The 23379-nt window shown below is 68.0% G+C and carries 24 protein-coding genes and 1 pseudogene; 6 read left to right on the forward strand and 19 right to left on the reverse strand.

Features of this window, described 5'->3' with window-relative positions; all coding sequences use genetic code 11:
• Positions 1-11: 11 nt before the first annotated feature.
• Both IE153_RS41555 and IE153_RS09110 read left to right on the forward strand, forming a co-directional pair.
• Positions 12-342 (forward strand): annotated as a pseudogene (locus IE153_RS41555) (glycosyltransferase); the annotation flags it as partial.
• Positions 306-2471, forward strand: coding sequence for a serine/threonine-protein kinase (locus tag IE153_RS09110; protein WP_189589200.1), 2166 nt, complete (start codon positions 306-308; stop codon positions 2469-2471). The pseudogene IE153_RS41555 and the gene IE153_RS09110, both read left to right, overlap by 37 nt.
• Positions 2472-2558: 87 nt before the next feature.
• Here IE153_RS09110 and IE153_RS09115 read toward each other — a convergent pair whose 3' ends face one another.
• A complete protein-coding gene (locus IE153_RS09115; protein WP_189589201.1) occupies positions 2559-3632 on the reverse strand; it encodes a PDDEXK family nuclease in 1074 nt (357 codons plus the stop codon).
• Between the two features lie 254 nt (positions 3633-3886).
• Between IE153_RS09115 and IE153_RS09120 the strand changes: the two genes are divergently transcribed.
• Together IE153_RS09120 and IE153_RS09125 are read left to right on the forward strand one after the other, a co-directional pair.
• Entirely contained in the window at positions 3887-4165 is a 279-nt protein-coding gene (locus IE153_RS09120) for a helix-turn-helix domain-containing protein (RefSeq protein ID WP_189589202.1), read from the forward strand.
• 127 nt (positions 4166-4292) lie between these two features.
• Positions 4293-5555 carry a tyrosine-type recombinase/integrase gene (locus IE153_RS09125; protein WP_189589203.1) on the forward strand — a complete coding sequence of 421 codons (1263 nt, stop codon included), beginning with the start codon at positions 4293-4295 and terminating at the stop codon, positions 5553-5555.
• A gap of 566 nt (positions 5556-6121) precedes the next feature.
• Here the strand turns inward: IE153_RS09125 and IE153_RS09130 are convergent.
• The 5 genes from IE153_RS09130 to IE153_RS09145 all read right to left on the reverse strand — a co-directional run bounded on the left by IE153_RS09130 (position 6122) and on the right by IE153_RS09145 (position 8166).
• The gene (locus tag IE153_RS09130) at positions 6122-6649 is read right to left on the reverse strand and encodes a hypothetical protein (protein WP_189589204.1); all 528 of its coding nucleotides are present in this window, start codon (positions 6647-6649) and stop codon (positions 6122-6124) included.
• Between the two features lie 19 nt (positions 6650-6668).
• Positions 6669-6851 carry a NucA/NucB deoxyribonuclease domain-containing protein gene (locus IE153_RS09135; RefSeq protein ID WP_229828953.1) on the reverse strand — a complete coding sequence of 61 codons (183 nt, stop codon included), beginning with the start codon at positions 6849-6851 and terminating at the stop codon, positions 6669-6671.
• 2 nt (positions 6852-6853) lie between these two features.
• On the reverse strand, positions 6854-7318 hold the full coding sequence (locus tag IE153_RS41560) for a hypothetical protein (RefSeq protein ID WP_229828954.1): 465 nt from the start codon (positions 7316-7318) through the stop codon (positions 6854-6856).
• A 77-nt stretch (positions 7319-7395) separates the two neighbouring features.
• On the reverse strand, positions 7396-7752 hold the full coding sequence (locus tag IE153_RS41565) for a hypothetical protein (protein ID WP_229828928.1): 357 nt from the start codon (positions 7750-7752) through the stop codon (positions 7396-7398).
• Between the two features lie 177 nt (positions 7753-7929).
• Entirely contained in the window at positions 7930-8166 is a 237-nt protein-coding gene (locus tag IE153_RS09145; protein WP_229828930.1) for a hypothetical protein, read from the reverse strand.
• A gap of 41 nt (positions 8167-8207) precedes the next feature.
• Between IE153_RS09145 and IE153_RS09150 the strand changes: the two genes are divergently transcribed.
• Both IE153_RS09150 and IE153_RS09155 read left to right on the forward strand, forming a co-directional pair.
• On the forward strand, positions 8208-8519 hold the full coding sequence (locus IE153_RS09150) for a hypothetical protein (protein WP_189589205.1): 312 nt from the start codon (positions 8208-8210) through the stop codon (positions 8517-8519).
• A 177-nt stretch (positions 8520-8696) separates the two neighbouring features.
• Entirely contained in the window at positions 8697-8921 is a 225-nt protein-coding gene (locus IE153_RS09155; protein ID WP_189589288.1) for a hypothetical protein, read from the forward strand.
• A 50-nt stretch (positions 8922-8971) separates the two neighbouring features.
• Here the strand turns inward: IE153_RS09155 and IE153_RS09160 are convergent, their stop codons facing one another.
• The 13 genes from IE153_RS09160 to IE153_RS09215 all read right to left on the reverse strand — a co-directional run bounded on the left by IE153_RS09160 (position 8972) and on the right by IE153_RS09215 (position 23243).
• A complete protein-coding gene (locus tag IE153_RS09160; protein WP_189589206.1) occupies positions 8972-10372 on the reverse strand; it encodes a DUF6177 family protein in 1401 nt (466 codons plus the stop codon).
• Complete coding sequence (gene eccCa, locus IE153_RS09165) at positions 10369-14352, reverse strand: type VII secretion protein EccCa (RefSeq protein WP_189589207.1); 3984 nt, start codon at positions 14350-14352, stop codon at positions 10369-10371. The genes IE153_RS09160 and eccCa overlap by 4 nt, the downstream gene beginning before the upstream one ends.
• Complete coding sequence (locus IE153_RS09170; protein ID WP_229828932.1) at positions 14349-15512, reverse strand: CpaE/TadZ family protein; 1164 nt, start codon at positions 15510-15512, stop codon at positions 14349-14351. The genes eccCa and IE153_RS09170 overlap by 4 nt, the downstream gene beginning before the upstream one ends.
• Positions 15513-15527: 15 nt before the next feature.
• On the reverse strand, positions 15528-16910 hold the full coding sequence (eccD, locus tag IE153_RS09175; RefSeq protein WP_189589209.1) for a type VII secretion integral membrane protein EccD: 1383 nt from the start codon (positions 16908-16910) through the stop codon (positions 15528-15530).
• A 16-nt stretch (positions 16911-16926) separates the two neighbouring features.
• Positions 16927-17217 (reverse strand): hypothetical protein, encoded by a 291-nt coding sequence (locus IE153_RS41570; RefSeq protein ID WP_229828934.1) that lies wholly within the window; start codon positions 17215-17217, stop codon positions 16927-16929.
• Between the two features lie 57 nt (positions 17218-17274).
• On the reverse strand, positions 17275-18135 hold the full coding sequence (locus IE153_RS09180; RefSeq protein WP_229828936.1) for a pentapeptide repeat-containing protein: 861 nt from the start codon (positions 18133-18135) through the stop codon (positions 17275-17277).
• Position 18136: 1 nt separating this feature from the next.
• Positions 18137-18394 (reverse strand): hypothetical protein, encoded by a 258-nt coding sequence (locus tag IE153_RS09185; RefSeq protein ID WP_189589210.1) that lies wholly within the window; start codon positions 18392-18394, stop codon positions 18137-18139.
• A gap of 27 nt (positions 18395-18421) precedes the next feature.
• A complete protein-coding gene (locus IE153_RS09190) occupies positions 18422-19297 on the reverse strand; it encodes an immunity 49 family protein (protein ID WP_229828938.1) in 876 nt (291 codons plus the stop codon).
• A 49-nt stretch (positions 19298-19346) separates the two neighbouring features.
• Positions 19347-19802, reverse strand: a complete 456-nt coding sequence (locus IE153_RS09195) for a hypothetical protein (RefSeq protein ID WP_189589212.1) — start codon at positions 19800-19802, stop codon at positions 19347-19349.
• A gap of 27 nt (positions 19803-19829) precedes the next feature.
• Positions 19830-22097, reverse strand: coding sequence for a hypothetical protein (locus IE153_RS41575; RefSeq protein ID WP_229828939.1), 2268 nt, complete (start codon positions 22095-22097; stop codon positions 19830-19832).
• Positions 22094-22486 carry a DUF6507 family protein gene (locus IE153_RS09205; RefSeq protein ID WP_268251740.1) on the reverse strand — a complete coding sequence of 131 codons (393 nt, stop codon included), beginning with the start codon at positions 22484-22486 and terminating at the stop codon, positions 22094-22096. Before IE153_RS09205 ends, IE153_RS41575 begins: the two co-directional genes overlap by 4 nt.
• A 40-nt stretch (positions 22487-22526) precedes the next feature.
• On the reverse strand, positions 22527-22838 hold the full coding sequence (locus IE153_RS09210) for a pore-forming ESAT-6 family protein (protein ID WP_189589213.1): 312 nt from the start codon (positions 22836-22838) through the stop codon (positions 22527-22529).
• Between the two features lie 72 nt (positions 22839-22910).
• Complete coding sequence (locus tag IE153_RS09215; RefSeq protein ID WP_189589214.1) at positions 22911-23243, reverse strand: hypothetical protein; 333 nt, start codon at positions 23241-23243, stop codon at positions 22911-22913.
• Between the last annotated feature and the right edge of the window lie 136 nt (positions 23244-23379).

The following is a 23379-nucleotide window of genomic DNA, read 5'->3' on the forward strand; positions in this document are numbered from 1 at the left end:
CAATTAAGCGCAAACTGCGGCACAACCCGCTGTTGCTCGTAGGGACGGTCGCGGGTCTCGTGTTCGTCTATCTGGCTCCACCGGTGGCCCTGGTAGTCGGCGTCCGGAGCGGGAATGCGGTGACGGCGTGGCTGGCGCTGCCGCGTGGGCGGTGATGGCGGGGACGTACATGCCGATGCTCCGCTATTACCGTCAGCCGCTGTGGTTCGTTCCGCTGTTGTTGTTCATCGCTTTCCTGTATCTCCTGATGACGGTGGACTCGGGGGTGCTGCACCGGGCGCTGCGTGGAAGGGGCCAATGTACGCGTGCTCGGAGGCGGCGCCGGACCGGCGAACGGCATGACTTCCGATCGACGCCAGGCGATACGCTGGAGAGCCGGACAACCAGCCTCTCGCGTTGGAGACTTAGCCTTGCCGCAGCTCGCCGTCGTGCACACCTTCTGGACCGACTACGAGCAGTTGGAGAAGCCCGTCCGGGCCGGGGTTCGCAAGGCGATTACCAAGTTCCAGTCGCTGACGGTGCCCGAGCTGTACGCGGACAAGGGGCTGGGGTTGTCCGTCGCGCGCATGGCCCGTGATCCGCGGATGAGGACGATACGCATCACGGCCTTCTGGAGGGGCGTGCTCCTCGCGCCCGACGACGGAAGTGAGACCTTTCTCCTCCTCACGGTGCTGCCACACGACGAGGCCCTGCAGTGGGCCGCCACCCGGCTCGTCTCCGTGAACTCCGCGATGGGAAGCCTGGAGGTGCGGGACGTCGCTGCCATGGAGCGGCTGGTCACTTCGCGGCCCGCCTCCCACGTTCCCATGACTCTCTTCGCTCGGTTCTCCGCCACCGACCTCACAGCGCTGGGCATCGACGGCCAGACTCTGGAGGCCATCCGCACCATCACGGACAGGGCGCAGTTCGACGCCTTCCAGCCGCTGCTGCCCGAGGACCAGCGCGAGGTGCTCCAGTACCTCGCCGAGGGGTTCGATCCCGCAGAGGTCTTCCAGAACGTCGTCGCTCCCCGGCGGCCAGTAGACGCGAACCCGCCGGCTTCGGCGAGCCTCGCGGATGCCATCGCTCACACGAGTGACCGGATCACCCTTTTCTCGGAAGCTGGGGAACTGGAGGAGATCGCTGGCAAGCCGCTGGTCGCGCCACGAACCGGAGAGCTGCTCAGCCCCTCCAGACGGGGCGAGCGCAAGGACTACGCGTGTGAACGGCTGCCCCTCGCCGACGGCGGCCAGGCAGACGTCTTCAAGGCGGTGCACAAGCCCAGCGGCAAGGTCGTCATCCTCAAGAAGCTTAAGGACAAGTACCCGCCCGGCCGTCAAGTTGCCCGCATGAAGCGAGAGATCGAATTCGGGCGAAGCCTGACCGGGAACCCGCACGCGATGCCGATCCTGGACTTCGATCGCAAGTACACCTGGTTCGTCATGCCGTACGCGGAGGCCACCGCCGAGAGCCTCCAGGAGGAATTCTCCGATGATGCGGCCCTGCGGGAGCTGCTGGAATCCCTCTGCTCGGTCCTCGAGGTGGCGCACCGTGAGGGATGGATCCACCGGGACATCAAGCCGGCCAACGTCCTGCGCCTGAACGGCCGCTGGGTTCTGGCGGACTGGGGGATCGTGCGGCGGCCCCTGGGCCAGACGACCGATCCGCAGCGCACCCGCGTGGGGGTCTTCCTCGGCTCCGAGGGTTTCGCGGCCCCTGAGCACTACAACGACGCCCACCACGCGGGCCCCACCGCTGACATCTACAGCCTGGGGCAGCTCATCGGATGGGCCGTCACGGGCGAGATGCCCCTCGTGAACGTCCCGTTGCTCCCCAAGTCGGGCCCATGGCGTGCGATCGTCCGGGAGGCGACCCAGAGGGACCCGGAGCGACGTCCGGCCACGGTTTCCGCCTTCCTCGATTTCGTCGCGCAAGAGCTGGACGAGCCGGCGGAGCCCGTTGCGCTACGCGGCGAGCACCTCCAGCGGGAACTGTTCGCCGGTTCGACGGGTGCGGGGTCCGACCTCCTAACGCTGGCCGCTAGGCATCCCGACGATGCTGCTCTCTACTTCGACGTGGTGATCAAGGTTCCCGTTGCCTCGATCATGGCGGACCTGCTGGCCGACGCCGCTCGTGCTGTAGAGGTCGTGTCCGCGATGGCGACACTCTTCGGTTCGGACGTCTCCCACGGTTCCGAGGAACTCGACGCCACCGTTAGGTGGCTGGCCAGTATCGCCGAGGAGGCGGCCCGGGCGAGGGAGCTCGATCTCCTGGAAGCGTGCTGCGGTGGCGCGTTCGAATGGATCCCCCTCCTGGACGACCAGAGCGGGCAGGCCGATGGCTTCTCCTGGTGGACGACCCTGAGCGGGGACGCCGCCAGCTCGGTGGCGGCGATGCTGCGACAGCACCCGGAGTGCGTGACGTACTTCGGCCACCTGGTGCACGACCTCCGCGTCGACCACCGGATTCGCGCGGCCATCGCCCAGCAGTAGACCGGTTCGGCGCAGTCGGCGCGGTGCAGCGCCCCAGCGCTCAGGTAGCCGTACTCGTCTCGGATGTCCTATGCATGTGCCAACTCGTTAGCGGCGTCGAAGCTCGGTCGGCTCATACATGAGCTGATACACGTGTAGGGCCGAGTGTTTCATTCGGTAGATGGTGATTTTTGAGAGAAAGTCTGTCTTCACTGCGGCACTCCGCCGTTGCTGTCCGTCCTCATCAGCGCCGACGATCCAGTCCTCGATGTGTTGCGGCAGTGTGAATGTGAGGTGATAGGAAGCAGCGTCATCATTCCTCGGGGTGATGACCCACTCTGCGTCACCATGATCGGCCGTGCGTCTGATGCGGACTGGGTGCGTTGGATTCCGGGAGGCGTAGTCGAGAAATCCCTTTCGGTTGGTGGTGTGCAGGGGAAGAATGAATGGTGCTGCAGGAAATCCGATCAGCAGCTCCGCCTCGCCGTGTTCGTTGATGACCTGAACGAAGTTGTTCAGGGCGTCCTGTATGGCCCGATCGGCGGGAGCCGGCAGTCCCTCATCGATCAGCGCAAACGAATCGCCAGGCACTTCCCGCGGTGTCTCTAGGCCCAGCCGCACCATGGTGCGTACCCAGTTCACGATCCGGTTGGGGACATCTTGCCCCGGCGACGCGGCGCAGAGCGCGGAGGCCAGAGTGTGGATGTGGTCCCGTAGCCATGTGAACGAGTCCCCCGATAGATCGATCAGCGAAATTTGGTGTGCAAGGGCGAACTGCTGGGCACTCTTGCTGAATCCACTGGTCGAGAAAAGGGCGTAGGAGTAGTGGTACCGGCGTCGAGGACGGCTGCTACCCCCATACGTGAAGTTCTGGTTCACATCACTGATGACACCGTGCGCATTGCGGACGATGTCCAGTCCGCAGGTGCGCTTCTTGTCGTAGAACTTCGCTTCCAGGAACAAGCGGATAGGCAATGAGAACGCCGGAGTGAAAGGGAACTCGCCGAGGGCATCGACCTGGTGTTCTGTTCCCCGCCCGACGACGTGGAGCGTGTTCCGTCTCTTGACGAGTTCGGATCCATCCTTATCTCCCTGGGTCAGGAGGCTGTAGCCGCTGTTGCGGAGCAGCCATGCCAGAGCCTCTTCGAGTAGATAACCCCTCAGTGCCTGTGTGGTGGCCATGGCAATACCCCTTTGTCGTCCCCGGGTGCTTCTGGGCAGGCTACGTCACGGCTTGTACAACTAGCCACGAAGCCATGTGAGTTGACCTGCATCCGCTGCTGGCCTCGCCCTATCACGACGGGGCAGCCGCACCAAACCGCTGAATTCCCGGATTCTGAACCTGCTCGCCGACGATGTTCCGCGCGGCTTCGCTGCGCGGTGGGCGGGAGGACGAACGACCGCTGCTCTGGCAGCGATTACCCCGGAGAGACGCGATGCGTAGCCAGTCCAAGCCGACCGTTGAGGCTGCCTTCCTGAATGTTCAGGACACTGCGAAGTACATGGGCATCTCGGTGAACACCCTCTACGTCTGGCGTCACCGCCGGCAAGGGCCGCCCAGCTTCCGGATGGGGCCGGGCGGGAGGGTCATGTACCGCCGGGACCTGCTTGATGCGTGGCTCAACGAACAGCAGCAGGCGGACTCGCGGTCGAACCCGGCTCTCAATCCAGTGAGCAAGGCGCCGCAGCAGCGCGAACGACGCCGGGCTGTTTGACCTGGGAGAACGGTTCCGAGGAGTTCAGCAGCACTCGGAATTTCATGCGCGCGGAGATCGTCTGTGTGTCTGATCGCGACGTAGGTCGTGCCGAGAGAACCATGACCAGGCCAAGGAGAAGACGCGCATGGCGGGCTACATCGAGGACCGATGGCTCAAGAAGCGGCCGAACAAGGAGACGGGCAAGCGCGAACGCACTGCGCTCTGGGGCAAGTGCACGCGTTACCGCGTCAAAGGGATACCGGGGGTCCGTGACCGGTCCTTCGATACGGTCGCGGACGCCAAGGCGTGGCTGGCCGAGGCACAGACCGACACACGTCGAGGGGATTTCGTCGACGCGCGCGACGGTGCGATCAGCCTTCGTGAGTACGTCGATAAGCACTGGTGGCCCTCCCAGGTGCACCCCGCTCAGACGCTGGAAAGCATGAGGCACAGGATCTGGGGGCAGGTGCTGCCGCAGCTTGGAGATCTGGCGCTCAGGGACATCGGCGTCGCGGAGCTGCGCAAGTGGTCGGCCGACGTGCAGAGGGCGGTGGCATCGAGCACTGCCTATGTCGCGTGGGTGTACCTCAAGGCGATCATGCAGGCCGCGGTCGAGGACAAGCGGCTGTACCGCAACCCGTGCAAGGGCAACAGCTCGATCAAGCCGCCGAAGAAGCCGGAGCGCAAGGCTCGCGCCTGGGAGCAGCACCGTGTCGACGCGGTGCGGGACGCGCTGGCCGACCGCTACCAGATCGCGCTCGACCTCGGCGTCGGATGCGGACTTCGACAGGGTGAGACGTTCGGCTTCAGCCCAGGTGATATCCGTGGCGACTTCGTCCACGTGGAGCGGCAGATTCTTATGTACAAGTCACGGCTGTACTTCGGTCCGCCCAAAGGCGGTAAGGAACGCGATGTGCCGCTGCCGAAGACGCTCGCGAAGCGACTCCTCACTCACCAAGAACGCTTCGAACCAATCGACGTCACCCTGCCGTGGCTGGACCCCGAGGAGCCTGACCTCGCGCGCGAGGACCGGCGGAAGGTCACCGTCCCGTTGCTCGTGTACACCGGCCGGCGCGGCGCGATCAACCGCACCACCTGGAACACCAAGGCGTGGAAGCCCGCGCTCGCCGAAGTGGGAGTCATCCCGCCGCTGCCTGAGCGGCAGCCGGGCGAGAAGCCGTCGCGCGTGTGGGAGCCTAGCCGCGAGCACGGCTTCCACGTCTTGCGCCATACGTACGCCTCGGTGATGCTCGAAGCCGGTGAGTCGATCGTCTCCCTCGCGAAGTGGATGGGGCACTCCGACCCAGCGTTCACGCTCCGGACGTACACGCACTTCATGCCGCAGGCCGGCGCCCGGGGACTGTCCGCCATCGAGGCGTGGCTTACGGACTCGGCCGAAAGTCCCTGAGAAGTCCCAGAGGGCTGGATCAGCCGCCGGATCCCCGCAAAGATGCAGGTCAGAGCGTGATCGCTCCCTGAGCGGAACAGAACCCGGCGTACAGCCCGACTCGTCTGCCGCTCCCTGCGTCTTTGCCTCGGAGCGTGGGCCGGGCACAAGCTGCGCGGCGAGTTCGTCGTGGTCCGCCCCAGCTCCGGCCGCCGGATCGGTCTGCCGCACGTCGACTCCCGATCCGTATCCTCGCTCGCGGATGAGGTGCGGCCCTGCGCGACTGTGGGAGTAACTGCGCGGCCCGGACAGGACGCCCTCCCGCCGCTGAGGGGACATCGGACGCGAACAGCCCGGCCACGTGGTGCTGTTCACGCCCGATCTCACGGAAGCGTGACCGTTCGCAGCACCTCTGTCACCGCCCGCGCCTCCCCGCGGCCCGGCGGGGAGGCCGCCCGCATGACCAGCCGAGTTCAGCAGTGCCTCGCCGCGGCAGCCCTCATGATCTGGCTTCGCTCGTGATCGCCAGGACGCTCCCTGATCGGCCTCGCTGAACGTCCGCGAGGGTCCGCGCGGCAGAGCCCCTTCTATTGATCATCGTCATCGATGGGTTCGGGCTCGCGGGTGTAGGTGAAGTCGAGGACGTAGCGTTCGGTGACGGGGCAGTTGTTCCAGGCTTCGGTGAGCTGGTCGTCCGGGGAGTCGTCGGTGAACTGGCCGAGGGTGGTGTTGTAGTAGTCGGCTGCTGCTTGGCGGTTCTGCCACCAGGCGTGGCCTTCGTAGACGCCGGGGCGGGGCAGGGTGATCTCGTCGGCGGGCCCGCGGTCGAGTTGACCGATGACGAGGATGCCTGTTTCGGATTCCAGGCTGACTTCGGTGTGGCCCTCAGCATCGGCGGGCGGGGCGGTTGGGGAGTCCCAGATGCGGATGGTCATCTGGACTTTCATGTCCGGTTGCAGGCTGAGGAGGTACAGGTGGTAGCCGTTGCCGGCCACCACCTGTGTCTCTGCGGCGTCCAGGGCTGCTTCGTCGCCGAGGTAGGCGTCCGCGTCGTAGACCTCCAGCACACGGCGGCCGGGCGTGGCGGTGACGTTGTGTTCGGCGAGAAGCGCCATGGTCAGTGGTGTCTTCCTGCTAGTTGGTGATCTTCACGTAGAAGGGATCGTCGTTCAGGACGCGGTTGAGGGTGTACATCTCGTTGAGGCGCTCCCCGCTCTTGCGGTTGTCCTTACCGTCGATCAACCGGACGGAGAAGCGGTTGTCGCCCTTCGTGGACCCTTCCTGGGTCGAGGCGAAGGGGTACTCGTCGCACTCCAGGCCTAGGCTTGAAGGGCCTGCTGGTCCATGCCGTTGAAGGTGGCGGGCAGGCTGGCCGCAGCGGCCTCCCGGCTGTGCGTCAGGGCAGCGGGCACGGCAGCCGGAGAGCCCGCGGCGGCGGCCTGCCGGCGCGGCTTGCCCACGGTCCCCTGGGTGAACTTGCTGTTGTCGATCAGCTTGGTGGTGAAGCAGTTCGGCGGTGTGTGGGTCGTGCTGCACACGGGGAGCGTGACGGACTTGGCCACGTCGGGCGTCGCAACCCGCTGCCACACCTTGTTCCCGGTCATGAACTGCATGCGGTTCGCGATCGAGGGGATGTCGATGTACTTCGGTCCCATCACCTCGAGACCGACGTCGATGCGGTTGGTGTTGCCGCCCAGCACCTTGAGCTGTTTGGTGGTGGAGCCGACCTTGTTGAAGTCGTAGAGCACGTCCCACTGGTTGCCGCTGTCCTGGCGGACGGTCATGTAGGTGTGGTTGCGCTTGTCGGGCTTGTTCGGGTTGACCCCGGCCTTGATGGCTGTCGTACGACCACCGCTGGTGGTCAGCTCGACCAGCGTGGCCCGTAGGTGTGAGTGGTCTTCCCCGTCTTCTCCGCGTACAGGCCGATCTCGATGTTGGGAGCAAGCGGACCGCTCGACGTGTTCGGGCTGACGCGCAGGTAGTTGGCCACCTGCACGGTCGTGGACCCGGTGTCGACCTGATCGAAGGTGATCGGTATCTTGCGCCAGGTGGCGAAGCCGCCGATCATCGGCTCGCCAGGCTGACTGCACGTCATCGCCCAGAAGGTGATCCGGGCGTTGTAGAGGCCGGTGCAGGCCTCCTTGGGTGCGGCGGCACTCGCGGAGGGGGCGGTGCCGAGGATGGTGAGTGCGGTGACCCCGGCGCATGCCGAGGCCAAGAATCTCGCGCGCGAACGCGACAAGGTTCCCCTAGGAACGATCAAGGGTGGTCACAGGGGAACCTACAGTTGCATCTGTCCCAACCTGTCTGTTAATGGGATGAGTTGACTGAATCTGGACGCGTGATCCGCGTCACGCCAATCACGGCGAACGCGCAGGAAACTTTTGACGCCGTTTCAGTTGGTGATGCGGCGATGGCCGATCAGGGCTGCGGCTATGCCGACGAAGGCGGCGATCTGGAGGCGGATGTCCCGCAGGGCCGGGGAGACGATGTCGTCGCCGGCGATGGGGTAGTAGTCCTGCTCCGGGCCGCTGCCGGGCAGCCGCGTCAAGGGGTTCGCGCTCGCCTCGGCCGCCTCTCGCCGCAACTCCGCGATCGCCGAGACGACGTCGACACGCTGGATGAAACCCATCCGGAAGTCTGGCTGAACGAGGCAAGGAACGCACTGCGCTGATGACCAACATTTCCCACGTGGACGACGACCGCGGCTGCCTCCGTGTGGTCCTCGCCGTACCCCTCACCCTGCTCACCCTCATCGCCGCGTACTTCTGCTGGACGGCGCTGGCCATCACGCCGTCCGGCACCTGGGACGACGGCGCGTACGCCGGAATCGTTCTGTCATGCGTCGTCACCATCGCGGCCGCCGGGGCTACGGGGGCGCTATGGCTGGTGCCTTCGGTGCGGAGGACCATGTCGTGGTGGTGGATATGTCCGGCTCTGCTGTTGGGCGTGGTTGCGGGAGCGCGGTGGGCGGTGGGTGGTTAGGCCCACCGCCCACCGTCGCGGTGTTTGGGCCCACCACCACCGTCTCCTGTTACATCCGCCGTGCCTGGCGATCAGGTCACCGCGTGGTGCGGCGGGAGTGGGCACTGTGGGGGACGAGTTCACCATCACGGCACTCCCGGAGAGGTGAACCTTCGCATTGTGGGACCTGGAGCTGTGATGGCGGACGCGGGAATCCCGGCCGGAAAAAGCCCGGGTGACGAAGAAGCCGACGTACTGGACCGACTCGACCCCATCGTCCTGCATCACAGCGTGCGCGGGCTGAAATTCTCCGCCGCTCTTCCGGAACGCCTCGCCACGGCCACGGTGGCGGCCCGACTGGCCGACTTCGAGAGTGCCCGCTCGGTGCTCGGCGAGTTGGTGCGCTTTCAGCACGACGGCTGATGCGGAGAAGCTGCCATGGCCGTCCGCTGGCATACGCGGCCGGCAGGCATTCATTCCCGTGTCAGATGCTGGATGAGGCGTTGGAACACGCTCACGGAATGGGTGGTGAATCCGTTGCCGAAGACATAGTGGAGTGCGGGTTTGCCTGCGGGCCCGAGCCCAGTCGGCGTGGGCCCGAGAGGCGGGTGTCCCGCACGGGACTGCCCGATGGCCTCGACCTCGGCACTGCCGAGCGTGAACGCGACCGGAACGGGCGGGGCTTCCAAGCGCGGCGGCACCGTGAGGTCGCGGCGCGCGGCGCGCAGGGACGTGAGCAGCGTGACGAGGCCGTGCTTGGCGTCGAGTACGGTCGCGAGTTCCTCGATGGCGTCCAACGGCGGTGTCTCGTCACCGCCGTAGCCGAGCGCGAGCGTGATGTCCTCCTCCACCCCCGCCGGTGTGCGCAGCACTCGGACGGTGGCCACGGCGGGGCGGTCGGGGTGTCCGACCGCGACGAGCCAGGTGGGCCGGGGAGCGCGGGAGCGGGCCAGGTCCGTCAACTGGCGGGCGGACCACGGGAGGTTGACCGGTTCTGCCGTGCTCCACCCTGCCGGCGGTGCGCCGGTCAGGTGCCGGAAGGCCGTTTCGAGGGCGCGGCCCAGGACGAGGTTCTCGTCGGCGGGGTGGCGGGTGCGCAGGGTGAGGATCAGCTGGCGGCCGTCGGTGTCGGGCCTGGGGCCGAAGGCCTCGGCGACCCTGGTGGCGCCCTGCTCGTCGTGTACGGGGGTGAAGGTGCCGTTCTTCCAGTGGAGTACGGCGCCGGACAGGCCGTCGTAGTAGCCGTGCTCGGCGTCTTGGACGACCCAGCGGTTGGGCAGGCCGCGGAGCGCCGCGCGGGTGGGGAGGGTGAGGCGCGCTGTGGGCGGGGTGACGATCTGCAGCGCGCGCTCGGCTGTGGCGGCGCTGCGCAGGGCGTCGGAGAGCCAGCTGGTCATGGCGATCAGGGGACGGTCCTGGATGACCACGGCGGTCGTGGCCGTGAGGACGTCCACGGCAGGACTGCCGGTGGCCGGGGCCGGGATCGCGGAGACGTCGGTGGTGAGGGGGACGACGTCGGTGGTGGCGGCCTCCGGTGGCCATACCGTCCCGCCCAGCACGGTGGCCAGCCGTCCGGCGAAGGAGCCCGCGAGGCGTGCCGCTTCGGCGACGGCGGTCGAGGCGCGGGCCTCGGTCCACCACACCGGCCCGTCCGCGACCGTGTGGCCCAACAGGCGAAACGTCTCGCCGGGGACCTGGACGAGGATGGGCGCCTCGACCGAGACCAGGGGGCGGCCGTCGGGACCACAGAGCTGCACGACTGCGCCGTCGGCCGTGGTGTTCACGCCGAGGTCGGGGCCGCCGGCGTACAGGCCCGCGAGCAGGGTGGGCAGGTCCGGCATCTCGGGGGTGAGGGCGATGACGTCCTTGGTCACGAGTCTTCTTCGTCTGCGAGGGCGGTCTGGATGAGCTGGTGGGGGCGACCTCTGCGGACGAGGGCGCCCCGGCCGGGTGGCTGCTGGGACGCGTAAAGGCCGGGAAAGAGCTGGCCTTCGGCGCGGTCGCCGGTCATGACGAGGGCGGTGGTGCCGGTCTCGCGCAGGGTGGTGAGGAGGGGTTCGTAGAGTGCGCGGGAGGATCCGGCGGCGCGGCGGGCGATGACGAAGTGCAGACCGATGTCCTGCGCGGAGGAGACGTAGGGCAGGAAGGGAGCCAGGGGCTGCTGGCCGGCCGCGGTGAGGACGTCGTAGTCGTCGACCAGGATCACGATGCGCGGCCCGGTGAAGGCGGGTTCGCCGGTCTCGGGAGCGTCGGGGTCCGCCGTCTCCGGCAGTCGTTTCTCCAGCTCCGCGGAGATACCCGTCGACAGCGCGTTCGCGAGCTTGGCGTTGTGGGCGTAGCCGCCGCGGTAGGGCTCCGGGACCACGCCGCGCAGACCGCGGCGGGGGTCGTAGACGCCGAAGACGAGTTCCTTGTCGCCGTAGCGTTCGACGAGTTGCGTGGCGATGAGCTTGAGCAGGTTGGTCTTGCCGCATTCGTTGTCGCCGAGGATCAGCAGGTGCTGGTCCATGCCGAACAGGTCGAGCAGGACCGGCCCGAGGCCCTCCTGGTCGACGCCCACGGGAATCGCTGCCGGTTCGATGGCCGGTGAGGGCAGCTGTGCCGCAGGCAGGCGGGTGGGCAGTACGCGTACGGGCGGAGCGAGTTCACCGTGCCAGGACGCGCGGATCGTGCGGGCGGCGCGTTCGAGGGCCGGGCCCAGGTCGCCGGTCTCCGGCCGGTTGTCGATGCGGGGCAGGGCGACCTGCGCGAACAGCTTGCCATCGGTCAGGACGCGGCCAGGGGTGTCCGGGGTGAGGGTCTCCGACAGTTTGCGGTCGATGGAGGAGTCGGCCGGGTCGTTCAGGCGCAGCTCGACGCGGGTGCCGAACATCGACTGGGTGGCGATCCGGACGTCGTTCCAGCGCAGCATGCCCGCTACGACGTGAATGCCGTAGCCGCCGCCGCGCTTGAGCAGGTCGGCCACCGCGTCATCGAGATCGGCGAACTCGTCACGCAGGGCGCCATATCCATCAATGATCAGCACGATGTCAGTGGCAGGCAGCTCCGGCAGCCGGCCCTGGGAGCGCCGGTGCCGCAGTTGGTCGACGGAGTCGATGCCGTGCTCGCGGAACAGTGCCTCGCGTGCTGCCAGCATGCCGCGCACCTCGGCGACCGTGCGGGCGGCGCGCTCGTGGTCGGCGCGGCTGGCGATGCCCCCGACCTGCGGCAGTCCGGCGAGGGCGGACAGGCCGCCGCCGGACAGATCGAGGCCGTACACGGCGACGTCGTGCGGAGTGTGGCTGAGGGCCAGGGAGAGGGCGAGGGTGCGCAGGAGCGTGGTCTTGCCGGACTGCGGGCCGCCGATGACGGCCACGTGCCCGCCGGCGACGGTCAGGTCCAGCTGCCACGGCTGCTGCCACTGGCGGGCCGGGTCGTCCAGGACGCCGAGCGGGACGCTCATCGCGCCGCTCGTGCGGGTGAGGCGCACACCGTCCGCGCCGGCTCGGAGGGGGCCTGCGGCCGTGTCGAGGGTGGTGACGTCGGGCAGCGGGGGCAGCCAGATGCGTCGTACCGGCGGTGCCGCGGTGGCGAGTTGGCCGACCATGACGGACAGGACGGTCGAGCCGGTTTCCCGCTGGGTGGCGACAGGTTCCTCCACCGCCTCGGCCTCCTGAGGGGTGGTGTTGTACGCCGGATAGGGACGGGCGAGCGGCTCGGCGTCGTGTTGGTCGCGCCGCGCTGGTCCCCGGTAGGCCCCGGAGACGTATCCGGCCTTGAAACGCTCGTAGGTGGAGGTGTCGACCTTGAGGTAGCCGAAGCCCGGCAGCGGCGGGAGGTGGAAGGCGTCGGTGGTGTCCAGGACGGTGCGGGACTCGTCGGCGGAGAAGGTGCGCAGGCCGAGCCGGTACGAGAGGTAGGTGTCCAACCCCTTCAGTTTCCCGCCCTCGATGCGCTGGCTCGACAGCAGCAGATGGACGCCGATGGAGCGGCCGATGCGGCCGATGGACAGGAACAGGTCGATGAAGTCCGGCTTGGCGGTGATGAGTTCGCCGAACTCGTCGATGACGACGAAGAGATGGGGGAGGGGTTCCAGGGCGGGGCGGGTCGTGGCACGCAGAGCGGCGTAGTGGCCGACGTCGGCGATGTTCCCGGCGTCCTTGAGGACCTGCTGGCGTCGCTTGACCTCGCCGGCCAGGCTGGAGTGGACGCGTTCGACAAGGCCTGCCTGGTTCTCCAGGTTGGTGATGACGCCGGCCACGTGCGGGAGTTCGGCGAAGGGAGCGAACGTCGCGCCGCCCTTGTAGTCGACCAGGACGAGGGCCAGGTCTTCCGGGGAGTGCGTGGCGGCGAGCGCGAGCACGAGGGTGCGCAGCAGCTCGCTCTTGCCGGAGCCTGTGGCGCCCACGCACAGTCCGTGCGGACCCATGCCGAGCTGCGAGGACTCCTTCAGATCCAGCAGCACCGGCCCGTGGCGGTCGGTGACGCCGATAGGGACGCGCAGGAAGTCCCGTTCCCCGCGAGGTGCCCACAGGCGTTGCAGGTCGAGGCCGGCCGGGTCGTCGATGCCGAGGAGCGCGGGGAAGTCGACCGGGCCGGACACGGGTGTGCCCTCGGCCGCCGACTCGGCCGACAGACGCAGTGGGGCGAGCATGCGGGCGAAGCCCTCGGCTCCTGCGGTGGTCATCGCGTCGACCGTGCCGTGGGCGGAGGGAAGGTGCGGGGCGCGCAGGTCGTCCACGGTGATGCGGCCGCCGTCGACGGTGATGCGCACGCTGACCTGGTCGGGCTCGTGCACCTGCTGCTGGAGCAGGTGCAGCACGGTGACACCCATCTCCGGGAGCGCGATCGCCGAGTCGGGGCGAAGCAGTTCGGCCGCGGTGTCGCCGTAGGAGTCGCTGATCACGAGCATGCGGGAGGTCAGGCGCAACGCGTCCTTGGTCCTGCCTGACAGTCCGCGGCGCACCTCGGCCGCATAGGCGGCGCGCTGCCGCAGGTCGGGGCCGCACAGCCGGGCCAGCTCGGCCAAGTCGGATGCGATACGGCGGGCGGCGACCGGCCCATCGTAGGTCTGCGGATCGAGAACGTGGGGCAGCCACTTGGCCCAGGCCCACTCCGACTCGTCGCTCGTGCCGAGGGCGACGGCGACGTCGTCCGGCGCGTGCGTCACTGCGGTCTGCAGCAACAGCGCGCGGGCGACCCTGAGGACACCGTCCCGGTCGCCGATGATGCTGACGTTCCCGGCCCGGTCCAGCGGCACAGTGAGCGGGAAGTCGGTGGCCGTGCCGAAGCGGCCCTGCAGGGCGCGAGCCTCGTTCAGCATGAACGGGTCCGGTGGGGTGAGGACGCCGCCGGTGCTGTTCTGGGCGATGGTCAGCTCATGCGCCGGAACGTCGCCGGTGCCGGCCCGCACCGAGAGGAAGTCGGCGTCCTGGCGCCGCCGCTCCCACAGCCTGGCCGGGTCCCGGACGAGGTCGTACAGGGCCTCGGGCGGAGGGTTCAGCTCGCGTGCCGCCTGCCGCCGCTCCCGCTCGGCGGCGCCCAGATCCTCGCGCAGCTCCTCCAGATACTCCAGATAACGCTCACGCTGCACCCGCCGGGTTCGCTGCGCCTTGCCGCGCTGGGACAGGAACAGTGCCACCGCCCCGAACAGGGCGACGACCAGCACGATCGCGCCGATCGCGGCGAACTGGCTGTTACGGATGACCGTCATCAACACGACCGAGCTGACGACACCCGCCATGGGCAGCAGCGCGGTGGCCGCGTTGCCGACCTTGCCCTCCGGGAGGTTCGGGGGCGCCTCGATCGTGCGGGCCGGCGGGGGTTCGAGGGGGCGGGTGCTGCGGGCGGGCCGGTGGATCACCTGCTGCGTCATCGCACCCTCACCGCCCGCTGCATCGCCTCGGCCGCCAGACGGACGGCCGCGTCCCGGGTGCTCCGGCCCAGCATGGCGGTGTGGATGGGGCCTCCTTGGGCGAGATGACGGTCGTAGGGGAGCAGGACGACGGGCACGCCGGGCTCGCGCAGGTGCGCGGCCGCCGTCTTCGGATCGAGGGTGGTGTCGGGAGAGCTCGCGCTGAGGGCAACCACGGTCGTGGCGAGCGCGGAGTGCGGCAACTGGCCCAGCCAGTCCAGGACCTGGCGGGTGCCGTGGATGCCCTCGGCGGTCATCGGTGCGACGACGACGCGTGCGTGGGCGGTGTCCATCGCCGTTCGCGCCACTTCGCCGGGCAGCGTCTCGCAGTCCACCACCGTCACCGCGAAGTACCGGCGCAGGGCCAGCGTCACCGTCCGGTAGGTGCGCATGTCCATGGGGGCGCCGACCCGCCCCTGACTCGCGGGCAGCAGCCAGCCGCCGTCCGCCACAGGCACCAGGTAGCCGGTGATGTCGGTGAGCTGCATCGCGGGCGTCAGGATCCGGGCCAGGTCGGCGCAACACCAGCGCACGCTGTCCGCGCCCATCCGTACCGGGAGGGTGCCGAGGGCCGCGTCCGCCTCCAGGGTGAGCACCGGGTCGTGTCGGTAGTGGTTGAAGATACGGCCGAGCAGTGCGGCGATGGTGGACTTGCCGACGCCGCCGCGGATCGAGGTGATGGCGATGACGCGACCGGTGGTGACGGGCTGCTGCAACTCCTGGGCGAGACGGGTCTGTTCGGCCACCTCTTGGGTGGCGGAGGCGGTGAGGCGGCGCAAGGAGGCTCCGGCGCGGCGTGCGGCCGAGTCGCCGTGCTGCGGGCTGCCCAGGGCGATGGCGAGGCGGGGGTCGACGGTGGGGTGGGATTCGGGGGCCGGCACCGGGACGTGAGGGACGTGCGCCCGGCGAGGGGCCGGTGCCGGGGGAGGTGCGGAGTCGGAGAGGCCGGAGGCAGCGGCCTGGACCACCGGAGACCCGGGCACGGCAACCGTCTCCGGGTCGGTGCGCTCACGCGTCTCCGGGTCGTTGAGCTCACGCGTCTCCGGGTCCGTGCGCTGGCGCGTCTCCCGGTCGGTGAGCTCGCGCAGCACGTCGCGCTGCCAGTCCCCGCCTCCTGTCACGCCGGTCACCCTGTCCTACGCGAAGGTGCCGAGCAGCCGCCCGTACACCCCGAACACGCCGATCACCAGTGGGAACAGGGCGATCACGGCCACCGACTCCAGCAGGTCACCGGCGCGCCGCAGCCGCACCCGCACATGCTCGGCCGGCTCCACGGCAAGCACTCCCAGCGGCACGACGGCGAGCAATCCGAGCACGGCGACGGGCCCTGCCGCTGCCGAGACATGGTGCCCCCACACCGCGGCGAGCCTAACCGCGACCACGGCCGCCGCCACGAGCAGCACCACGACCTCGGCGGTGAGCGGGAAGGCCCGCGCCCGCAGGGCGAGCACCACCATGACCGTGATGCCGAGCGGCACGCTCCACACCGACACGGTGCCCAGGACCAGCACGCCGGCCGCACCCGCGGAAGCCGCGAGTACGACGGTGGCCAGCACCAGCCCGCGATGGGTGGCCGCGAGCGCCGTGCCCACTCGGTACCGGCTGACCGACACCCCGCCCGTGCGACGGTCGTCCAGACCGGTCAGCCCCGACGCCATCAGCGCGAGCCGAGGCAGCATCCCTAGGGCGAGGACGGAGACCACGGCGAGCAACGCACCCATCCGGGTTTGCCCGGCGGCGGTGCCTGCCCCGGTCTGCAGCCCGAGAGCCGCCTCCCACGCGACAAGACAACCGGCGACAGCCCCGGCACCGATCAGCGCCCCGCGTCCGAGGGGTGTGAACCACCCGGCGAGCAGCAGGGCGAGCGTCAGGGCACCCGCGACGCATGCCAGTCGCACCGCGCCGCCCCAGTCGTAGGCGTCGGCGCAGCTCCAGGCGCCCAGCACGGCCAGGGCCGCGGCCGTGACGATCAGGGTGGCGGCCGGCGCGTGCCGCCGGACCCGCCCGAGGAGGGCACCGGCCAGGGCGCATGCCGCGGCAATGGCGAGGAGCCCGGTGCCGACTGAGGACAGCGCGAAGGAGCCGCGGGCCAGGACCCCCGCGGCCAAGGCCCACAGGACGGTTGCGCACCCGGCGACGACACGCCGCGCCGAGGGCTGCCACCGCCAGGCCCGCACGCCGAGGTCGTCGGCGACCTCGTCGGTGACGTCATGGACGACGGGTGCTGAGGGGGCGTCCTCCGCCCGCACGAGCCGCAACACGGCCCCGTCGGCCACGCCGGCCGACTCCAGGGTGCTGTCGTGGGCGAGCGCGGAGCCGTCCGGTGTGACCAGATGCCGCAACTCGGGCCGGTCCGCGACACGATCGTCCAGAAGCCGCATGACCTCCGGCAGCAGAATCCCTACGGGTTCCCGCGAAGGCAGCACGAGATCGACCCGACGTCGCTCCCCGACCAGGGTGACCCGGCTGAGCGCCGTACGGCTGCTGGTCGCCGAACGACTCAAGGACCCCGTGGACATCACGCGTTCGAACCTATCATCGAGAAGGGGAGGCGGAAGGGGCGGCAGTGCTGGGGGAGTTGTGGCCCGAAGACGGCACAGACGTGCCGTACGGGCTCTTCCCGATGACCCTGTGCGAGACGAACGACCACCCCACACACCCGGCGCACATCACCGCCGCGATCACGATCCCTGCGAGCACCTTGCCCACCCGCTCATCGAGCGACCGCCGTTGGCGCTGGGCGCCGAAGAGAAGGGCGTCGCGGAGGCGACGGCGGCGGACGGAGACGGATTCGAGGAGTTGACTGTCGTAGTCCTGCGCTGCCACGGCTTTTTGCTGTCTGCCTTTCGTTCTCGGATGTCACGCTTGCGCACACTGGGCCCGCTAATTGGCCTGTCCCGTGACGTCTTCGATGAACGCGACCGCTTCTGCTTCGCTGATCTCGGCGTGGTCGACCTCGTTGTGCCCCAGTTGGTAGAGCCGAAGGTACTCGGTCGGTTCCCAGCGAAGGTTCCTGGTGAACGCCTCGTCATGCGCTACGCCATTCACCAGGCGGCGCCTGACGATGCCCTGCGGATTGCTGCGAGAGTAGCCCTCACTGAACTTGGCGTAGTAAGTGATGGCCACGGAGCGTGGGGTGAGAACACGAACTCTCGCTCCGCGGCGGTTCAGCCACCGCTCGAGTTCGAGCCCGTCGATCTCGCGCCGCACGCCTGCCTGGCCGATCGTGGCCGGGCCGAACAGAGTGCCGGTGAGTCCTTGCACGACAGTGTGCTCGTCGAGTACAGCCTTCACGGACGTCTCCCGCACTGATGCGTCTGTGAGGTCGGCGCCCTCCAGCTGCACGTCGATCAAGGAAGCGCCATGGAGCTTGGCCGCCCGCAAGCGAGCCGACCGAGCGTCGACCGCCCACAGGCTGGCACTTCCCAGATCTGCGTCGTCCAGAGTGGCGCCCCGCAGCGAAGCCTCGTCGAGTTCAGCCTTGACCAGCGACGCGTCCGTGAGGTCGGCCTCGTCGAGCACAGCGCCTTCCAGGTGAGCCCTGTAGAGGTCGGCGCCGACGAGTTTCGCGCTCCGGAGGACCGTCTGCGTCATGAGTGCCATGGCGAGGTCCGCAGCCGACAGGTCGGCCCGAGACAGGTCGAGGGCGGAGACGTCCAGAAGCGACTCCCCATGCTCCACCCACTCCCGCAGCGCGGCAGCGGCCTCCGCGTCAGGTGGCATCACCTGGACCACTCGGCTCACGTCACGGATACCAGGCAACTCGATCACTCCACCCGTGCTGCCCGACGATCGACTTGACGTCGTCGATCGCCGCTTGATTGGCATTTCGCATGTCGAGGACAACCATGCACCCCCTGGTGACGATCTGATCCTCCAACTTGCGCACCCACCCCAGGTTTTTCGCCGGGTTGTAGGCCCCCTTGAACGGCAGGGCATCCTGCAATCGGCCGCGTAGAGATACCGACAATCTCCAGCGGGTGCCGTAGTCCTGGGCCACCATAGATTTTCCGTTGCCAGTTTCAGGTGTCTAGGTGTCGTACTCGCCCACCCAGGCGCGCTGCAGAAGTGCCTTGGGCAGGTACTCGGACTCGACCTCGATCGGCATACCCGCGTCATGAGCCATACAGGCGATCGCGAGGGGACCGAGGGCGACCAGGCCTTCACCGCTCAGGGAACGTGCCTCGTCGGCGGTCCAATACTCTTTATGCCAGGTGATGGCGTCGACCAGTGCCGCGTTGAACTGTTCAGTATCCTGGCGCTGGTAGCGGTGGAAGAGTTCAAGGGGCGGATAAAGGATCTTCAGCATCAGCTCCTTGCTGGCGACCTGTGTGATCTCGGGGTCGGTTCCGTTGACGGCAGTGACCAGGGTGTCCCACGTTTCCCGTCGGCCGAACCAGGAATTCTGCAGGGTCTCCACCCAGGCGTAGATGTACTCGTCGAACTCCGCGCCGGACGCGCGGAGAAGCGAGACGGGCACTTGAGCCAGCTGATTGGCCCGGTCGTTGTCACGGCAGATGGCCGCCAGGTAGAAGGCGGTGAGCCAATTTCCCGCGTGCAGGTAGTCCTGAGGTCCGGTCGCGGGAAGCTCCTTTACCTCGCCCATGCTCCCGATACGGCAGGGCACGGGTCCTTCCGCCGCCGTGCCCGCGGCGAACAGCGCGGAGCCCACCTGCATGGCCGTGACCCACGCCTCCCATGTCGGGAACTCCCCCGCCACGGGGTCCGTCAAGCAGCGCCACTTCGCAACAGCCAGCGTGAGCATCTGAGCGTCATAGCGGTAGTCCGCCGACGCCTCGATCTCGTCGAGCACTTCCTGGGTGCTCTTGACGATTGGCGCGATGGCTTCAGCGGCGTTTCCCGTGCGGAAGTCATGGCGCAGGATCCGAGGGGCGGTGGCGGTCACGGAAGGGCCCTCGATTGACGGCATCCTCACGCTCCGGCTGTAGGCTGCGTCATTCGCCCTCGCCGGCCTGTGATGCGAGGTGCAAGGTGAGTTCCGCGCTGGCCAGCATCCGGGTGATCTCGATCGGGAGACTGCCGAATTCCTTGCTCACCACCTCGAAGGGGTCGACCCGGCGGGTTTGTCCGTCACGCCCGGTTGCCTCGATGACAAAGCGGTATCCGCGCGGTGCTGCGGGATCGTCCGCAACACTCCAACCGGCACCGTGCTTCTGGATGAGATAATCGGCAACATAGGACATCAGGTCGGCGTGCAGTGTAATCCAGTCGGACTGCTCGAATTCATCCAGCGGGGCACGTGAAACGTAATCCTGAAGGGCCGGAATAAGGCTCATCGGGTCACGAGTGTAGACGCCAGTCGGCACCCCGAGCATGTCTGCAATGCCGATGATGTTCCGACGTTCCCCTTCAATCCATTCTTGCAGGTCCGATGCACTTACCGCCGCCACGCCTTGCACCTTCCGTGGTGTTTCTAGTTATTTGGGAGCCGGTCCATATTCGATGAATATGATACGGGCCTGTATGAGATAGTTCTTCAGGGCCTGCGAGGGAGGCGCGTGTAGGAAGACCCATCGTGGATCGTACGTGGGATCCTGGCGTCGCAGCGTAAGGTCCTTGTTGATTTGCTCGATGATGCCGTCATTCAAGGGAACCTCGCCCTTCACAGGGCGCGTGCTGCCATCGCTGAGTTTGATCGTCCGCCATTCAAGGTAGTGCTTTACCTCCACGGCCAGCGTACGGCCGTCCGGCATATCAACCGGGACGTCCACGTTGCGCCCCCCTGTCCCTTGCACAGGGTAGTAGGGGTGGTCGTGGGACGGAACACGGTAATGCCGCTCAGGTGCGCCGCCCGTCATCTCGCGAACATAGTCCTCGGCACCCTTGTACCGGTCCCGGCTGTGGTTCATGGCCCGCATCTCGCGCAGGGTACGACGCGCTGTGCCGGGGAGAAGTTCGCCCTGCGTGGAGCCGCCGTCGCCGGCGGAGCTGCTATGCGGGTGTGTTACGGAGGGCGTCGTGCCTTCGCCTTCGGCAGCGTCTGGGGCGTCGTGTCCCTGATGCGGGTCCTGAGTATCTGCACCAGCTTCGTGATCGTGGGGCGAAGGGTGAGGACTGCCGGCTTCAGATTTTCCAGCCCCAGCGGCGCGCTCTGGTCCCTGCCCGTCGCGGCCGACTGAGGAGGTGTCGCCCGAGCCAGGACGACCTCGACCGTTGCTCGCCGTGTCGTGGCCTGGTGCGGGTGTGCCAGCACCACCTGCGTGCGTAGCTCCAGTTCTGCCAGACGCCGGCCCTGTACTGCGAGTCGTTTCGCTACTGCCGTGCCCCGAGGAAGCCTCGCGGCTGGCCTGGGGCGGGAGGCGGTCGACGGCACCAGCAGCGGACTCCGATGCACGTGATGTCGCCCCGACCCCAGCAAGTTCCCGCTCCCGCACTGGCGTCGACTCCGGTGTTGCCTCCGCAGCGGCGGATCGTTCCTGCTTCGGCACGTCGCTGACGACGTCGCCGTGTTTGTCGTAGGGGATGAACTCGCCGTTCTCGATGACGACCTTGGAGCCGTCGGAGAGTTCCAGAACGCTGTGCGGAGCACGCAGGTCGGGGATGCTGTTCACTCCGCGCAGGTTCTCCGTGACCTGGGCGATCTTGGGTATGGCGTGCCCGGTCACCTTGACCGCGGCGCCGACCGGGTCGATCACGTCGCCGACCTTCGCCACCGTGGCAGCGGTCTTCGCTGCTGCGCCGGCCTTGCCCGCCGAGGCGGCTTTGAGTGGGCCGACACCGAGCGTGAGCCCGTTGAAGACGACGGTGGCCGCTGCCCGGGACGGGTTCTCATCCCACATGTCCCAGGCGACGAAGCCCTTGGCGAACTCCTTGGCGTAGCCCTTGCTCTCCTGCGCGAAGTCGGACGCGAAGATCCCGGTCGGCTTCTGACCGCCGGACTCCATCAGGTAGGTCTCGGCCCCGACCACCGCCCGGGCCAGACCTTCCCAGGCCTGGCCCGCGCTGTCCGAGCCGTGGAAGCCGGCCAACGTAGCGAGGCCGTCGATGGTGCCCCAGACGTTGTCGACGACGATGCCGTCCCAGAAGAAGCTCTTGGCGTAGTAGCCGAGGTCGTCCGGGTCCCACCAGTCGTGGGACTGGGTGACCGGCGTGCCCCAGGGGAGTTCCTTGGCCTGGTCCAGCACGTCGGCGCTGTAGCCGTAGAGCTCCGCGCCGCGCGGTATGAGCTGCTTCGCGCCGGTGTTCATCACGTACTGGGTGCCGCCGACCAGCGCAGTGATCTTGTTGTTGCAGGCGATCTCGGAGGCGGCGAACTGCTCCTGTGCGACGTTCACGTCATGCATCAGGGCCTGATGCTCCGAGACCTTGTCAGCGTCATCGGTCCAGTTCTCGTCGAACGCCCCGCTGTCGGTCTTCAGCCCCGCGACGAACGTGGCCGCCTGGCTCTGCAACTGCTCCAACCGCTTGGCGATCGGCGCGACTTCGGCCGCGTACGTCCGCAGCGCGTCGGCCACCGTGGCGACCTTGTCCCCGAAGCTGTCGGCGGCATCGCTCACCGGCTTGGTGGACGCGAAGAGATCCTCCGCCTCCGGCGCCTGGTAGAAGGCCGACAGGCCCTGGAACTGCCGATGCGCCTCCCCGCCGGCCTGGCGGATGCCGTCCGCCTCCTTGCGCAGGGCGTCTGTGTGCTGTTCCAGCTGACCGAGATCGCCGGTGAACAGCGGGATGGACTCCGGCTTGATCACAGGCGGCCGGCCTTCCAGCCGCCGGGCATGTCAGGCCTGATCAGTCCAGCTGCCCGCTGCTGCACCTCCGCAGCCATCTCCAGGTCACCGTCCCGGTACGCCACCGTGGCCTCCACCGCACCGCCCACCGACTTGCCGACCCGCTCGCCGATGAACTTCAGCTCGTCCGCTGTGCCTTCCATGAACTCCGCGAGCGCGGCGGCGACCAACCCGGTCTGCCCCTTGTGCTCACCGCCCGCCCCACCCGGAGCGAGCGTCCCCGCCGAGGTGGCCGCCCCCTGCACGTCACCCGAGTACGCCTGGACGATCTCGTCCAGGACCCTCATGACGTCGCCCACGTTCGAGACCACACCTTGGACCCCGGACGGAGAGATGTCCCACGCCGGCATGCGTCAGCCCCCGTTCCCTTCCCCCTGTTACTGCGTGGCCTCAGCCGATGTTGTCGACGGCCGACCGTGCCTTGGCCAGGGTCGTCTGCGCGGTCCCGTCGTTCTGCTCCATCGTCGTACGGACCAGGCGGATGATCTCGCGCACCTCACCGGCGGCGCGGTGCCAGCGCGCTTCCTTGCCGTGATACTCGTCGGCGACGCCGTCCGCGGTGAAGTCGGCCATCGCGGCCTTCACGGCGCGGTCGCGGTCGGTCAGGACGCGCTCCAACTGCCCGATGACGGAATGCAGGCTGATCTGCACCTCGCCGGAGGCGCCGGTGTCGTACGAACGGCGGTCCAGATTCTGGCCCATGGTCGGATTCCCCCTCGGAAACGGTGACGGTGAAGTGGCTTCGGGTCGACGGGCGCATCCGCGCCGTCGCGGCTACCGTGCGCCGAAGCGAGCCGCGTCGAAGTTGGCGGAACCCATGTTCTGATGGGCGTTGTCCTCCAGCTCCACGTCACCGGTGCCGAACGCGGTGTCCATGCCGGACTGGCCGCCCAGGATCGCGCTGAGCGAACCGTTCAGAGCAGCCGTGATCTCGTCGGCGTTGAGCTTGAAGGTGTCGAACGCGGCCTTGCCCGCTCCGTTGAACTTCCCCTCCAACGGCTCCGCCGCCTGGATCAGCCACTTGATCAGCGTGCCCAGGTCATCGGACGAGCCGACGGTGCTCTTCCCGAGCTCCGACAGGGTCGTCGACCCCATGTCGAACTTCATACCCCTACCCCCGTAAGCGTGTTGCGCAGTGGTGATGCGCGATCACTGCAGCGTACCCACACGTCACGTGCGACTCACAGTTCGTCGAACATCCTTGCGCACCTAGCGTTGCAGGCGCAACGCAGATGCCCCCAAA

It is taken from the genome of Streptomyces massasporeus (assembly GCF_014648995.1).
GTDB classification, from domain to species: Bacteria; Actinomycetota; Actinomycetes; order Streptomycetales; family Streptomycetaceae; genus Streptomyces; species Streptomyces massasporeus.

Coding starts and splice junctions, on each gene's coding strand:
- eccCa (WP_189589207.1), bottom strand. CDS start 14,352: ATGACGCAGCAGGTGATCCACCGGCCCGCCCGCAGCACCCGCCCCCTC.
- IE153_RS09130 (WP_189589204.1), bottom strand. CDS start 6,649: ATGGCGCTTCTCGCCGAACACAACGTCACCGCCACGCCCGGCCGCCGT.
- IE153_RS09205 (WP_268251740.1), bottom strand. CDS start 22,486: ATGCCGGCGTGGGACATCTCTCCGTCCGGGGTCCAAGGTGTGGTCTCG.
- IE153_RS09145 (WP_229828930.1), bottom strand. CDS start 8,166: ATGGGTTTCATCCAGCGTGTCGACGTCGTCTCGGCGATCGCGGAGTTG.
- IE153_RS09115 (WP_189589201.1), bottom strand. CDS start 3,632: ATGGCCACCACACAGGCACTGAGGGGTTATCTACTCGAAGAGGCTCTG.
- IE153_RS09155 (WP_189589288.1), top strand. CDS start 8,697: ATGGCGGACGCGGGAATCCCGGCCGGAAAAAGCCCGGGTGACGAAGAA.
- IE153_RS09210 (WP_189589213.1), bottom strand. CDS start 22,838: ATGGGCCAGAATCTGGACCGCCGTTCGTACGACACCGGCGCCTCCGGC.
- IE153_RS09150 (WP_189589205.1), top strand. CDS start 8,208: ATGACCAACATTTCCCACGTGGACGACGACCGCGGCTGCCTCCGTGTG.
- IE153_RS41560 (WP_229828954.1), bottom strand. CDS start 7,318: ATGACCGTCCGCCAGGACAGCGGCAACCAGTGGGACGTGCTCTACGAC.
- eccD (WP_189589209.1), bottom strand. CDS start 16,910: ATGTCCACGGGGTCCTTGAGTCGTTCGGCGACCAGCAGCCGTACGGCG.
- IE153_RS09215 (WP_189589214.1), bottom strand. CDS start 23,243: ATGAAGTTCGACATGGGGTCGACGACCCTGTCGGAGCTCGGGAAGAGC.
- IE153_RS09125 (WP_189589203.1), top strand. CDS start 4,293: ATGGCGGGCTACATCGAGGACCGATGGCTCAAGAAGCGGCCGAACAAG.
- IE153_RS09185 (WP_189589210.1), bottom strand. CDS start 18,394: ATGGTGGCCCAGGACTACGGCACCCGCTGGAGATTGTCGGTATCTCTA.
- IE153_RS09120 (WP_189589202.1), top strand. CDS start 3,887: ATGCGTAGCCAGTCCAAGCCGACCGTTGAGGCTGCCTTCCTGAATGTT.